The organism is Snodgrassella sp. B3800 (genome assembly GCF_026535865.1).
GTDB lineage: Bacteria > Pseudomonadota > Gammaproteobacteria > Burkholderiales > Neisseriaceae > Snodgrassella > Snodgrassella alvi_E.
In genome coordinates this window covers 869,919-884,588 of the sequence record NZ_JAFNPH010000001.1, presented here as the reverse complement: position 1 = coordinate 884,588, position 14,670 = coordinate 869,919, and the positions used below count along the sequence as shown (strand labels likewise).

Here is a 14,670-nt window from a genome sequence, read left to right as displayed (position 1 = left end):
TGCGTAAAAAATGCTTTTCATTATGAATTACGCTATGATATGAATCAGTAAAAAACAATAGTTTAAAAGCATCATTATTCTGAGCAAGCATATCAATACACAGACCAAATAAATATCATGATTACCCTAGCTGAATACCAGCAACAGACTGCAGCCGGCTATACGCATATCCCTTTAGTGCAGGAAGTGTTAGCCGACATGGATACCCCCTTATCGCTCTATCTTAAATTAGCAAACAAACCATTCAGCTACCTGCTCGAATCTGTAGTAAACGGCGAGCGGTTTGGACGTTATTCTTTTATAGGTCTACCCTGTGATACCTATTTGAAAATATCTGGGCAAACCACCAATGTATATCAGCAAGCGCAGCTAGTTGAGACATATCAGGGTAATCCACTGCCTTTTATCAACCAGTTTCAGTCCCGTTATAAAACACCTGCTATTCCGAATTTGCCTCGCTTTACCGGAGGACTAGTTGGCTATTTTGGTTACGAAACAATATACCATTTCGAGCAGATTGCTCACCGTCTAAAACAAGCAGATAAACCTAACCCCATAGGGACACCAGATATATTTTTATTACTTTCCTTAGAGCTGGCCGTAGTAGATAATCTATCCGGTAAAATCTACCTGATTGTTTATGCAGATACCAGCAAAAAAGACGGTTATCAACAGGCAAGGTCACGGCTGGAGGAACTCCGTACCGCTCTGCGTCAAAGCGTACAATTACCCCTTTCTCTTGGTAGCAAGCGTACAGAAGCTGTACCAGAAACCGGTGCTGAGCAGTACAAAAATTATGTTAAGCAAGTACGGGAATACATTCTTGATGGTGATTGCATGCAAGTCGTGCCTAGCCAGCGCCTAAGTATGCCTTTTCATGACAATCCACTCAGTCTCTATCGTGCTTTACGCACCTTAAATCCTTCACCTTATTTATTTTATTACCATTTTGACGATTTTCATGTGGTTGGTTCCTCACCGGAAATTCTGGTGCGGCGAGAACAGAACAATGTTATCGTACGTCCCATTGCCGGTACTCGGCCTCGTGGAAAAACACCGGAAGAAGATCAGGCGCTGGCACAGGAACTGAGCCACGACCCTAAAGAAGTAGCTGAGCATGTTATGCTAATCGATCTTGGTCGCAATGACGTCGGGCGCATCAGCAAAACAGGACAAGTAAAAGTGACCGATAAAATGGTTATTGAGCGTTATTCTCATGTCATGCATCTGGTTTCCAACGTTGAGGGTGTGTTACAGGATGGCATTTCCAATCTAGATGTACTCGCCGCAACTTTTCCAGCCGGAACACTATCAGGAGCACCCAAAGTGCGTGCTCTGGAAATTATCGAAGAGCTAGAACCAAATAAACGTGGTATCTATGGCGGCGCAGCCGGCTATCTAAGTTTTTCTGGTGACATGGATTTATGTATCGCCATCCGTACCGGAGTTATCAGAAATAACACTCTTTTTGTACAAAGCGGGGGCGGCATCGTATTTGACTCTGATGAAGAACTGGAATGGCAAGAAACTCAGAATAAAGCTAAAGCCGTAATCCGAGCAGCACATATGGTGCAGCAAGGGCTGGATAAATAACCAGTCTTCAGGCTTATACGGTAGATAAAAAACGATGGTTAAGCTGACATCACCAAAACACACCATCTTAGCCATCGTTAAACCAAATAAAATACAAAAACAAGCAAAGCATTGCATAAGCGGGGTCGATATTACAGAACCAACCCTTGAGCCATAACTTCGACTGAAATTCAACTCAAATAGGTTGTAAACGTACCTTAATATCTATCGGTGGCGCATAATAGGGCGCAGAAGTTACCAATAATAGCGCACCGGCACGCACATAATCCGCCACATTCATTAACGTAATTCCTCCTGCTGCTGATAGCAAACACCTCGGTGCCAGCGATTGAGCTTGCTGCATTACCAAAGCAAATTGTTCCGGTGAAAACTTATCCAATTGCACAATATCAGGCTGTACATTTAAAGCAGCCACAGCCTCTTCAATATTATCTGCTTCAACAATAATCTTCTTTTCCGGCGCAGACCGCCGGAGTTTAGTCACCATAGCATCCCAGTTATCGGGTTCTGCATAAAACCGGCGATGATTGGCAAATAACAACACCGATTCAGCCGTACCTGCACGATGTAAAATCCCCCCACCATCAATCACCGCCACAATTGCCAGCGTCTTAGTGCTGGGAATACTTTTGCGCGTACAGGCAATCTGTACCAGTGGATTTATAGCCTGAGCTGTGGTCACCATCTGCGCCATATATTGCGCCACACCGCCACACCATTCCAGCACATTTTGTACCACCTTCCAGCCCATATGCAGCTTTTCTGCTGAGCCGGAAGCCGTCACTAATACCGTACCTGCAGCCACATCTTCACCATCTTTCACATGAGCCACCACATCCAAAGCCAGCTTTTGCAACAACCTTACAGCCACAGCCACACCACTTACCCGACCGGCCATCTGCCGACAAAACGTCATCTGTCCTATACGGTCACCCACACCCAAAGCCCGTGTCGTTAAATCACCATATGCAACATCGTCCAGTAACAGCCTGTCCAGTTCAGCATCAGATAAATAAAACATTCTCTATTTCCCCCTAAAATTAATAAGCAACAAAATCAAAAAAAACGCATCTACAATTTCGTCATAATACAAACAATACATAATAGACTACTGACAGAGCGCGACCATATCATCAGTATTACCACTGTACCTTCGACCTAATTTAATTTGCAGGTAACTAGATGAAATAGTGCAAATGCTTGAGCAAATGCAAAACACGCGTGCATAACCATCAGATGAATCGCTAGTGAAAAAGCATCAACTTATAAAAAGCCTGGTAAGGAATAGACTTTAGCAGGCTTAATTTAACGGAAAAAAAATAGTAATCGCCGTTTCTAAAAGCCATAAACAGAAAAAAGAAAAGTCAAAGCACTACAACAGTCAAATCACAAAGGTATTGAGTTAAATGACTGAATGAAGACCAATATCGGGGCGAAAGCGGTAAAAATAAATCTTATTAGAACAGAGGTTTGGTGGATTGTATAAAAATAAGAGGAGGAAGTAGTTGACAGGGTGGATGTAGGGGCGTATAGTTCGCCTTCTTCGCTGAGACGCGAGCCGAAACGAACGAAACAGTTTAAAGTAGAACGCAGTCGAAAGCAACGCTCTTTAACAGAACAGATTACCGATAAGTGTGAGTGCGGATAAGCCTCACACTGATTCAGAGGGACAGGATAGTAATAAATCTTGTCAATAACTTTGAAGCAGACCAGTGATACTGAAGGGAACTTCAGGATTACAACAAGCTAAGATTAAACATAAGAGTTTGATCCTGGCTCAGATTGAACGCTGGCGGCATGCTTTACACATGCAAGTCGAACGGCAGCACGGAGAGCTTGCTCTCTGGTGGCGAGTGGCGAACGGGTGAGTAATGCATCGGAACGTACCGAGTAATGGGGGATAACTGTCCGAAAGGATGGCTAATACCGCATACGCCCTGAGGGGGAAAGCGGGGGATCTTAGGACCTCGCGTTATTTGAGCGGCCGATGTTGGATTAGCTAGTTGGTGGGGTAAAGGCCTACCAAGGCGACGATCCATAGCGGGTCTGAGAGGATGATCCGCCACATTGGGACTGAGACACGGCCCAAACTCCTACGGGAGGCAGCAGTGGGGAATTTTGGACAATGGGGGGAACCCTGATCCAGCCATGCCGCGTGTCTGAAGAAGGCCTTCGGGTTGTAAAGGACTTTTGTTAGGGAAGAAAAGCCGGGTGCTAATACCACCTGGTGCTGACGGTACCTAAAGAATAAGCACCGGCTAACTACGTGCCAGCAGCCGCGGTAATACGTAGGGTGCGAGCGTTAATCGGAATTACTGGGCGTAAAGCGAGCGCAGACGGTTAGATAAGTCAGATGTGAAATCCCCGAGCTCAACTTGGGACGTGCATTTGAAACTGTCTAACTAGAGTGTGTCAGAGGGAGGTAGAATTCCACGTGTAGCAGTGAAATGCGTAGAGATGTGGAGGAATACCGATGGCGAAGGCAGCCTCCTGGGATAACACTGACGTTCATGCTCGAAAGCGTGGGTAGCAAACAGGATTAGATACCCTGGTAGTCCACGCCCTAAACGATGACAATTAGCTGTTGGGGCACTAGATGTCTTAGTAGCGAAGCTAACGCGAGAAATTGTCCGCCTGGGGAGTACGGTCGCAAGATTAAAACTCAAAGGAATTGACGGGGACCCGCACAAGCGGTGGATGATGTGGATTAATTCGATGCAACGCGAAGAACCTTACCTGGTCTTGACATGTACGGAATCTCTTAGAGATAGGAGAGTGCCTTCGGGAACCGTAACACAGGTGCTGCATGGCTGTCGTCAGCTCGTGTCGTGAGATGTTGGGTTAAGTCCCGCAACGAGCGCAACCCTTGTCATTAGTTGCCATCATTAAGTTGGGCACTCTAATGAGACTGCCGGTGACAAACCGGAGGAAGGTGGGGATGACGTCAAGTCCTCATGGCCCTTATGACCAGGGCTTCACACGTCATACAATGGTCGGTACAGAGGGTAGCGAAGCCGCGAGGTGAAGCCAATCTCAGAAAGCCGATCGTAGTCCGGATTGCACTCTGCAACTCGAGTGCATGAAGTCGGAATCGCTAGTAATCGCAGGTCAGCATACTGCGGTGAATACGTTCCCGGGTCTTGTACACACCGCCCGTCACACCATGGGAGTGGGGGATACCAGAATTGGGTAGACTAACCGCAAGGGGGTCGCTTAACACGGTATGCTTCATGACTGGGGTGAAGTCGTAACAAGGTAGCCGTAGGGGAACCTGCGGCTGGATCACCTCCTTTCTAGAGAAAAGAAGAGGGTTATTCGCATTCACACTTATCGGTAAACTGAAAAGATGCGAGAAGAGACTGAATAAACTGGGTTTGTAGCTCAGCTGGTTAGAGCACACGCTTGATAAGCGTGGGGTCGGAGGTTCAAGTCCTCCCAGACCCACCACTTATTTAAGAAGAGAGGGGGCATAGCTCAGTTGGTAGAGCACCTGCTTTGCAAGCAGGGGGTCATCGGTTCGATCCCGTTTGCCTCCACCACACTTTACTTTGGAAATTAAATTGAGTTTATCTGGAAGCAGAAGAAGCGGAAGCTGAATTTAATTTGCGAAGTAACGCATCGATCTTTAACAAATTGGAAAGCCGAAATCAACAAACAAAGATTGAGGCATGGAAGCTGAGTCTGGAGACGGATGAAGTGGAAGTGCTGAAAGAATTGGGTGATGATTGTATCGCTGAGCAACGAAGACAAAAGGCGTTGTTCAGACAACCAAGAAGTAAGCTTTATGAGAGTAGGGAGCTTAAGTCATGATTACAGGTCAACGGTAGTTGTGATGAAGTCAAGAGGTTCTTGAAATGATAGAGTCAAGTGAATAAGTGCATCAGGTGGATGCCTTGGCGATGATAGGCGAAGAAGGACGTGTAAGCCTGCGAAAAGCGTGGGGGAGCTGGCAATAGAGCTGTGATCCCGCGATATCCGAATGGGGAAACCCACCATGTAAAAGCATGGTATCCTAAACTGAATACATAGGTTTAGAGAAGCGAACCTGGAGAACTGAACCATCTAAGTACCCAGAGGAAAAGAAATCAACCGAGATTGCGCAAGTAGTGGCGAGCGAACGCGTAAGAGCCTGTATATGATAGTCACTGAGATAGAAGAACAAGCTGGGAAGCTTGGCCACAGAGGGTGATAGCCCCGTATTTGAAATTTCAGAGATGGTACTAAGTATACGAGAAGTAGGGCGGGACACGAGAAATCCTGTCTGAATATGGGGGGACCATCCTCCAAGGCTAAATACTCATCATCGACCGATAGTGAACCAGTACCGTGAGGGAAAGGCGAAAAGAACCCCGGGAGGGGAGTGAAATAGAACCTGAAACCTGATGCATACAAACAGTGGGAGCGGAGTAATCCGTGACTGCGTACCTTTTGTATAATGGGTCAACGACTTACATTCAGTAGCGAGCTTAACCGATTAGGGGAGGCGCAGGGAAACCGAGTCTTAATAGGGCGACGAGTTGCTGGGTGTAGACCCGAAACCGAGTGATCTATCCATGGCCAGGTTGAAGGTGCCGTAACAGGTACTGGAGGACCGAACCCACGCATGTTGCAAAATGCGGGGATGAGCTGTGGATAGGGGTGAAAGGCTAAACAAACTCGGAGATAGCTGGTTCTCCCCGAAAACTATTTAGGTAGTGCCTCGAGCAAGACACTGATGGGGGTAAAGCACTGTTATGGCTAGGGGGTCATTGCGACTTACCAACCCATGGCAAACTAAGAATACCATCAAGTGGTTCCTCGGGAGACAGACATCGGGTGCTAACGTCCGGTGTCAAGAGGGAAACAACCCAGACCGCCAGCTAAGGTCCCAAATGACAGATTAAGTGGTAAACGAAGTGGGAAGGCCCAGACAGCCAGGATGTTGGCTTAGAAGCAGCCATCATTTAAAGAAAGCGTAATAGCTCACTGGTCGAGTCGTCCTGCGCGGAAGATGTAACGGGGCTCAAATCTGTAACCGAAGCTGCGGATGTCAGGTAACTGACATGGTAGGGGAGCGTTCTGTAGGCCGAAGAAGGTGTGTTGAGAAGCATGCTGGAGGTATCAGAAGTGCGAATGTTGACATGAGTAGCGATAAACAGGGTGAAAAGCCCTGTCGCCGAAAACCCAAGGTTTCCTACGCAACGTTCATCGGCGTAGGGTGAGTCGGCCCCTAAGGCAAGGCAGAGATGCGTAGTCGATGGGAAACAGGTTAATATTCCTGTACTTGATTCAAATGCGATGTGGGGACGGAGAAGGTTAGGTCATCGATCTGTTGGAATAGATCGTTTAAGCCGGTAGGTGGAGCACTTAGGCAAATCCGGGTGCTTAACGCCGAGAAGTGATGACGAGTGTCTAAGGACACGAAGTGACTGATACCACGCTTCCAGGAAAAGCCACTAAGCTTCAGTTTGAATGAAACCGTACCGCAAACCGACACAGGTGGGTAGGATGAGAATTCTAAGGCGCTTGAGAGAACTCAGGAGAAGGAACTCGGCAAATTGATACCGTAACTTCGGGAGAAGGTATGCCTCTGATGGTGAAAGATTAACTCTGTAAGCTATTAGAGGTCGCAGAGAATAGGTGGCTGCGACTGTTTAATAAAAACACAGCACTCTGCAAACACGAAAGTGGACGTATAGGGTGTGACGCCTGCCCGGTGCTGGAAGGTTAATTGAAGATGTGCAAGCATCGGATCGAAGCCCCAGTAAACGGCGGCCGTAACTATAACGGTCCTAAGGTAGCGAAATTCCTTGTCGGGTAAGTTCCGACCCGCACGAATGGCGTAACGATGGCCACACTGTCTCCTCCTGAGACTCAGCGAAGTTGAAATGGTTGTGAAGATGCAATCTCCCCGCTGCTAGACGGAAAGACCCCGTGAACCTTTACTGTAGCTTTGCATTGGACTTTGAAGTCACTTGTGTAGGATAGGTGGGAGGCTAAGAAGCAGGAACGCTAGTTTCTGTGGAGCCGTCCTTGAAATACCACCCTGGTGACTTTGAGGTTCTAACCCGGATCCATTATCTGGATCGGGGACCGTGCATGGTAGGCAGTTTGACTGGGGCGGTCTCCTCCCAAAGAGTAACGGAGGAGTTCGAAGGTTACCTAGGTCCGGTCGGAAATCGGACTGATAGTACAATGGCACAAGGTAGCTTAACTGCGAGACCGACAAGTCGAGCAGGTGCGAAAGCAGGACATAGTGATCCGGTGGTTCTGAATGGAAGGGCCATCGCTCAACGGATAAAAGGTACTCCGGGGATAACAGGCTGATTCCGCCCAAGAGTTCATATCGACGGCGGAGTTTGGCACCTCGATGTCGGCTCATCACATCCTGGGGCTGTAGTCGGTCCCAAGGGTATGGCTGTTCGCCATTTAAAGTGGTACGTGAGCTGGGTTTAAAACGTCGTGAGACAGTTTGGTCCCTATCTGCAGTGGGCGTTGGAAGTTTGACGGGGGCTGCTCCTAGTACGAGAGGACCGGAGTGGACGAACCTCTGGTGTACCGGTTGTGACGCCAGTCGCATCGCCGGGTAGCTAAGTTCGGAAGAGATAAACGCTGAAAGCATCTAAGCGTGAAACTCGCCTGAAGATGAGACTTCCCTAGGGATTTAATCCCTCTAAAGAGACGTTCGAGACCAGGACGTTGATAGGTCGGGTGTGGAAGAGTGGTAACACTTGGAGCTAACCGATACTAATTGCTCGTGAGGCTTGACTCTATCATTTGAAGGACTTCGCACACAGAAGATGTGCAAGGTAAATGATAAAGCTTACTGATGAGAATACAAGCATCACCAAGATTAAGGCTTTCTGATTTGACAGTTTAAAGTCTGGCGGCCATAGCGGGTTGGTCCCACGCCTTCCCATCCCGAACAGGACCGTGAAACGACCTAGCGCCGATGATAGTATGGATGCCCATGTGAAAGTAGGACACCGCCAGACACCCATTAAGAAGAACCCAGTAGACTATCTACTGGGTTCTTTGCTTTGTGCTGAATGAGAAACTGGTTAAGACAAACCAGCGAACCCCTGCTGCCGTAGCGCTTCGTACACTACGATGGCTGCTGCGTTGGATAGATTCAATGAGCGGATATGGGAAGTCTGAGGGATACGCAGGCAGTGATCTGATCTGGCCTGTGCGAACTCCTGCGGCAGGCCGGTGGTTTCGCGGCCGAAGAGGAAATAGATTGCTTGCTTACTGTTGCTGTAGTCAAATCCTGTGTGGTAGCGGGTATAATTAGTATAAAATTATTAGGTATATATTAACTCATAACTGTTTCTAAATCAGGGAAACTTATTCTTTAATTGTTTGATATCTGATTTAATCAAGATAAATAATCTATATGTTGATGGTATTGACAGTTATATATAAAATTATTTTTTGTTTGATTTGTTAAGGAAAAATAGTGCAAGAATCTAGTCATCCACTTGTAGTGGATTTAGATGGAACTTTAATTCTGACTGATTCGTTACATGAAACTTTAATAGCCTTGATTAAGATAAAACCTTATGTAATTTTTAAACTGATCAAGTTATGTTTTCATAGCAAGGTAGAATTAAAAAAATTTGTTTATGAGCAGACAGGTTATCGTGCTGAACAAATGCCTTATCGCCAAGAACTACTCGAATATATTTGGCATGAAAAACAAAATGGAAGAAAAATCTATCTAGCCACTGCTGCATATGAGGGTATTGCAGAAAAAACAGCTAACTATCTTCAATGTTTCGATGATGTTATTGCTACTAATTCTAGGCAAAATCTAAAAGGTATTAATAAACTCAATGCCATACAGGAAAAGATTGGTCAAGAATTTGTTTATGCCGGTGATAATGTTGCTGATTTAGTAATCTGGAAGGAAGCATGTGGTGCAATTGTAGTAGGAAAAAAAGTAAATCAATTAACTCTCAAGATTCAACAATCTGGAACACCTGTTTTAAAGAAATGGGAAAATACAGGTTTTAGCATCACTACTTGGATGAAAGCGATTCGCATACATCAATGGCTAAAAAATATTTTACTTTTTGTTCCTCTGTTAACTGCTTTTCAGTTCTTTGATTTGCATAAATTATTTACAACTTTTGTCGGATTTGTGGCTTTTTCTTTAGGTGCATCAGCAACTTATATCCTTAACGATTTATGGGACATAGAAAATGATCGTGTCCATAGTAATAAAATGCAGCGACCTTTCGCATCGGGAAAGTTATCAATCGTACAAGGTATAACAGCCAGTCTAGTACTATTAATCATTGCTGCTATTATTGCTATCAATATTTCTTGGATGTTTTTTAGTGTTTTTTTATTATATTTATTGATAACTACTATATATAGTTTGAGATTAAAACAAATTATATTGCTTGATATTATAATTTTGTCTGTTTTGTATACCATCCGAATTTTTGCTGGAGGTGTGGTTACAAATATTGATTTAAGCTATCCGCTTTTAGCTTTTTCAATTTCCATTTTCTTAAGTCTAGCTACAGTTAAACGTTGTACTGAGCTGATTGCTATGCCATATGAAAAAAAAGTAATTGCTGGTAGGGGTTATATTAAATCTGATTTGGATATACTTTGGCCTTTGGGTATAAGCACCTATATCGGAGCCATTATTCTATTTGGTTTATACATCACTGCGTCTGAAACAATTGTTCTTTATCATGTCCCCGCTTTATTGTGGTTGGTGCAGCTCCTCATGATTTATTTGATAGGTAACTTATGGATGATGACAAAACGTGGTTTGATGAATGAAGATCCAATTGTTTTTTTAATTCAGGATAAAAAAAGCCTAGCTTTGCTGGCTTTAATTATAGGTATCATATTATTGGCTAGATATTTATAAATTTAGAAAGTGGAAGAGTTGCAGAAATATTTTCTACTTGCTGTTATTAATTCTAGAATACCGTTATAAGCCATTTTAGTACATTTCAATTCCGAACTATTTGTTTAGCAGGTTCATACTGGATTCAATATACTTGGCGTATCATTTTTGATGATTTTGTATAACGCATCTATTCAAAGTATTGTTCGTGAACGTTGATTAAAAGTTTATGTTAGATACTGGTAAGATAATTCGATAATTTGTATGAATTCTGTCTAGTACCGATATTGAGTGATATGTGCCGATTGTAATAATCTTAAAGATTCGGATAAAAATCGATGAACCAAAATAAAATTAACCTTAAACAGGCTCTGTTATTTTCTACATTATATGCTATTACTGTTATAACTATTTGTTGTTTGTTTCAGAACGATTTTTTTTGTGTTGATGATGCCGAATTTGAAATGCTGGGTTTTTTCAGACAGATGGGTCATATATGGTCACTGGGTAAAATACCTTTAATTGTTGATTCGATGTATTTTGGCGGTAATGAAGTGATTGATTTAGATAGAGGAATTTTTTTGCCGCAAAATATTCTCGTTTCTCTCATTACTTCCAAGTTTGATGATATTCAGTTACCTGGACGGGTATTAGCTTTCATTAATATTGTATTAGTATGCCTTTCGTCTTTGTCTATTGCTAAAACGTTCAAACTGCAAAATTGTTATGCTTATGCATTTGCTAGTTTAGCTGTGATTCAGCCAATTTTTCTTTATCAGTATTTAGGTGCATGGTGGAATGCAGCTAGTGGGCAGGCTTGGGCCATGGTTTCTATTGCCACTTTTTTGTTACTTCTAAATCATTTTTCTAAAACAAATATTGTTTTAAATTTTATTTCAGTCATTTTTTTGTTAGCAGCTGGCTGGCCACATGGTGTCATCGGTTACGTTGTTTTTGTTGTAGTCAGTGTAGCTTATCAACTGAAACAATCTAATGGATTGCAAAAAGCATTTTATTTAAGTTTACCTACCGTTTTGGCTTTTATTTTTGCTTTTCCTATTTATTCTGAATATATTTTTTCTCATGAGTTAATTAACCGAGTTAGTGGATTTGATAACCAAAATAAAGCTTTTATACCGTCTTGGGCAACAATCATTATGGGTTTTTTCCCTACATTTTATGATTACATGACTTATTTTAGCTATAAATTAATACTCATTCCTTTAGGTTTTTCAACTTTATTCGTACCAATAGTTTTTTTTTACTACAATGTGAAATCATTATGGCAAAAAAATGACAATTTAAAAATATTTTTGACTTTAATGATTGCGTTTTTTGTTTTGTCACAAATGCCCAGTCAGTTTGGACCTTTTCGCTGGCCTTTTCGCTTTTTACCTTTTCTAAGTTTATTTGAGTGTTTAGCTGTATTCTATATTTTGCAATTTGCTCAAGGTATAAATGAGAAAGGTATAAAATTAAATAAAAAAATTTCTTTTGTTTTATACATTATATTGGGCTGTTTTTTTCTTGGATTACCTTTTTATGCCGGATTTGATACATTCGCGCTGATTTTATGTTTTATATTAATTTTATTTTTATTGGAGCGCGATTCATTTTTTTTAAATAAAAGTATTTTGGCAAATTTGAATAAGAAATATTTGTGTTTTATTCTTTTATCGTCAATATTTGTTTTTTTTAATTCTTGGAATCTCCATCCTATTTTTGTTGTGTTGCAGATTTTTTCAATTTGGTTACTTTTATTGAGCCCTATGTTTATAAAGAGAAAAAGCTCATTTTCAATGGTAGGGTTAAGTTTATTAATACTATTAATTATATTAAATGGATTGCCAACTTTGGGTGGCTATTATTCGAGACATACTGATTTAGCAGAGCAAATTAGTTTACCTAAAAATGTCAATTTGGAAGGCTATGTTTTATCGCTTCCAGATAATACTAATTTAAAACAGATTAGACAATTTAATGATATTGCTTCTGCTCTGTTTGGTTTTTATGGTATTAAATCAATAAATGGTTATACTCCGGTTGGTAATAAAAGATTAGATAAGATTCTGCCTGCAAATCAAACTTCGCATGGTATTTTCAAGCCTGAGATGTCTTTAAAGAATATTTTGCAATTATCTGACAAATCTCATGTTTGCCAGGCTGAGTTGATGCGTATTAGCACAATTATTGTAGATGAAGCTAAATATTCTGCTTTTAGTTCTCAGTTTAAGCAATGTGGATACACTGTGGTTCAATTTGCAGGAAGTAGGCATGATCTTTATGTTTCTTTACCGTTAGACAAAACTATAGGATGGAACAGAAATTCTCCTTTTGTATTTCCTAATATTGCGGGCGTTAATGTTTTATCACATCAGAATAATATTGATTTAATTAGAATCCCAGAACATAAAGAGGTGTTAACTCTTATTTTTCCTCGCTTATGGTGGTTTGGTTATACTGCAAAAATTAACGATCACTCTTTACCTGTTGTTGCGGATGATTCAGGATCTTTAGTGCAAGTTTCAGTCCCACCACAATGGAATGGTGTGTTAAAGCTTAGTTATTTTCCTGTTACTTGGCGCTATGTTTGGGTTTTACCTTTGGTTGCCATGTTTGCGCTAATTTTATTATTGATATTTAATAGAGATATGAAATTTAGGTAGAATATTGAATTTTTGTTAGAATTTAATATTCTGATATATATTAAAGCTGGATAATACGTTTTTAATGTTTAAATGCACTTTATATTTTGATGTAAAGTGCATTTTTTCTTTTAATTTTTTTGGATATTAAACTATCAATTAACAACTTAATTTTAATATTGTTGGAAATAAATTTAAGTTATTAGTTTGATTTTTGGTTATAAATATGTAATCTATTTAAATAAATCATATATTTATATAATAAGTTCTTAATAATTAGTGTCAATAACATCAAATTCTGTTTTTAATTATTCTTTTTTGTCAATGAAAATCGTGTTTGTTAAGCTATAATCCTTTCTTTTAAAGAATATGTGTAAGGGTATGTTTATGAAAGCAGTTAGGGAAATGGTAGAGGCTGAATTGGATACTTTTGTTCAGCTGCGTCATGATATTCATCAACACCCTGAGCTGGCTTTTGCTGAAAATCGCACCAGTGATCTGGTTGCTGGTATGTTGGAGCAATGGGGTTATCAAGTTGAGCGAGGAATTGGAGGCACCGGTTTAGTTGCCCAGCTTCGTGTTGGTGATGGTTCAAAGAGTGTTGGTATTCGTGCTGATATGGATGCGCTTCCGATTATGGAAGAAAGTGGTGTGACGCATTCGAGTAAACATGAAGGGAAGATGCATGCCTGTGGTCATGATGGGCATACGACGATGTTGTTGGCAGCAGCGAAAGTGCTGGCAAGTAGAAAGGCGTTTAATGGAACGCTGAATTTGATTTTTCAGCCGGCTGAAGAGTATGGTAAATCGGGTAGCGGCGCAATGCAGATGATTGCTGACGGCCTTTTTGAAAAATATCCGTGTGATGCGGTATATGGTATGCACAATATGCCTGGTTATCCTCAAGGTGAATTGCATTTTTATGATGGCTGGATGATGGCTTCTTCTGATGTGGCAACGATTACGGTTAAAGGGGTAGGTGGTCACGGGGCGAAACCGCATAATACGCACGACCCTATTGTGGCTGCTTCTTCTATTGTGATGGCTTTGCAGACGATTGTGTCTCGTAATGTAAATCCGCTTGATTCAGCAGTGGTGACTGTGGGTATGTTCCATGCAGGTGTAGCCAATAATGTGATACCGGAACAAGCTGAATTAAAGCTGACTGTGCGTTGTTTTAAGCCGGAAGTACGTAAGATGTTGCAGGAACGTATTGAGGCTATAGCTCAGGCTCAGGCACAAAGTTTTAATGTGGTGGCTTCTGTGGATTATCAACATGGTTATGCTCCTGTATTTAACACGAGTAAGGAAACACAATTTGCCCGTGATGTTGCCCGTGATGTGGTTGCAGAAGAAGATATTATAGACCAGACGCAACCTATGGCTGGTAGTGAAGATTTTGCGTTTATGCTGGAAAAGTGTCCGGGAAGTTATTTATTTATTGGTAATGGTCTGAAGGAAAAGGATGCCGCTTCTGGTTTTGATCTGCATAATCCTTATTATGATTTTAATGACAAGAATATTGCTATTGGTGCCACTTACTGGGTGGCGCTGGCAGAAAGATATTTAAAATAATTTTGTTTT

General features: G+C 41.9%; 5 protein-coding genes, 2 tRNA genes, 3 rRNA genes and 1 pseudogene. 9 read left to right on the top strand and 2 right to left on the bottom strand.

Features of this window, described 5'->3' with window-relative positions; all coding sequences use genetic code 11:
- Positions 1-117 precede the first annotated feature (117 nt).
- Complete coding sequence (trpE, locus tag J3U64_RS03915; RefSeq protein WP_267408347.1) at positions 118-1,593, top strand: anthranilate synthase component I; 1,476 nt, start codon at positions 118-120, stop codon at positions 1,591-1,593.
- 175 nt (positions 1,594-1,768) lie between these two features.
- On the opposite strand, the gene modD is transcribed toward trpE, so the two are convergent.
- Positions 1,769-2,614: a ModD protein gene (gene modD, locus J3U64_RS03910; protein ID WP_267408346.1), complete on the bottom strand. Its 846-nt coding sequence runs from the start codon at positions 2,612-2,614 to the stop codon at positions 1,769-1,771.
- Positions 2,615-3,347: 733 nt separating this feature from the next.
- Here modD and J3U64_RS03905 point away from each other — a divergent pair.
- From J3U64_RS03905 to rrf, 5 genes are all read left to right on the top strand, one after another.
- Positions 3,348-4,886 (top strand): 16S ribosomal RNA (locus J3U64_RS03905).
- Between the two features lie 77 nt (positions 4,887-4,963).
- A tRNA-Ile gene (locus J3U64_RS03900) sits at positions 4,964-5,040 on the top strand.
- A 16-nt stretch (positions 5,041-5,056) separates the two neighbouring features.
- Positions 5,057-5,132 (top strand) — tRNA-Ala (locus tag J3U64_RS03895).
- Positions 5,133-5,454: 322 nt separating this feature from the next.
- Positions 5,455-8,344, top strand: a 23S ribosomal RNA gene (locus J3U64_RS03890).
- Between the two features lie 110 nt (positions 8,345-8,454).
- Positions 8,455-8,567: ribosomal RNA gene (gene rrf / locus J3U64_RS03885) — 5S ribosomal RNA — on the top strand.
- The 16S, 23S and 5S rRNA genes sit together here with 2 tRNA genes alongside, the layout of an rRNA operon.
- A gap of 66 nt (positions 8,568-8,633) precedes the next feature.
- Here the strand turns inward: rrf and J3U64_RS03880 are convergent.
- A pseudogene (locus J3U64_RS03880) lies at positions 8,634-8,816 on the bottom strand (tRNA (cytidine(34)-2'-O)-methyltransferase); the annotation flags it as partial.
- A 215-nt stretch (positions 8,817-9,031) separates the two neighbouring features.
- On the opposite strand from J3U64_RS03880, the gene J3U64_RS03875 reads away from it, so the two are divergent.
- The 3 genes from J3U64_RS03875 (at position 9,032) to J3U64_RS03865 (ending at position 14,661) form a co-directional block, all read left to right on the top strand.
- Positions 9,032-10,462, top strand: a complete 1,431-nt coding sequence (locus tag J3U64_RS03875; RefSeq protein WP_267408345.1) for a UbiA family prenyltransferase — start codon at positions 9,032-9,034, stop codon at positions 10,460-10,462.
- 317 nt (positions 10,463-10,779) lie between these two features.
- Positions 10,780-13,107 (top strand): hypothetical protein, encoded by a 2,328-nt coding sequence (locus tag J3U64_RS03870; protein ID WP_267408344.1) that lies wholly within the window; start codon positions 10,780-10,782, stop codon positions 13,105-13,107.
- Between the two features lie 366 nt (positions 13,108-13,473).
- Positions 13,474-14,661 carry a M20 aminoacylase family protein gene (locus J3U64_RS03865; protein ID WP_267408343.1) on the top strand — a complete coding sequence of 396 codons (1,188 nt, stop codon included), beginning with the start codon at positions 13,474-13,476 and terminating at the stop codon, positions 14,659-14,661.
- The last annotated feature ends 9 nt before the right edge of the window (positions 14,662-14,670 follow it).

What these genes read in the sequence shown, in the direction of transcription:
- trpE (WP_267408347.1), top strand. Translation starts at nt 118, where the DNA reads ATGATTACCCTAGCTGAATACCAGCAACAGACTGCAGCCGGCTATACG.
- modD (WP_267408346.1), bottom strand. Translation starts at nt 2,614, where the DNA reads ATGTTTTATTTATCTGATGCTGAACTGGACAGGCTGTTACTGGACGAT.
- J3U64_RS03870 (WP_267408344.1), top strand. Translation starts at nt 10,780, where the DNA reads ATGAACCAAAATAAAATTAACCTTAAACAGGCTCTGTTATTTTCTACA.
- J3U64_RS03865 (WP_267408343.1), top strand. Translation starts at nt 13,474, where the DNA reads ATGAAAGCAGTTAGGGAAATGGTAGAGGCTGAATTGGATACTTTTGTT.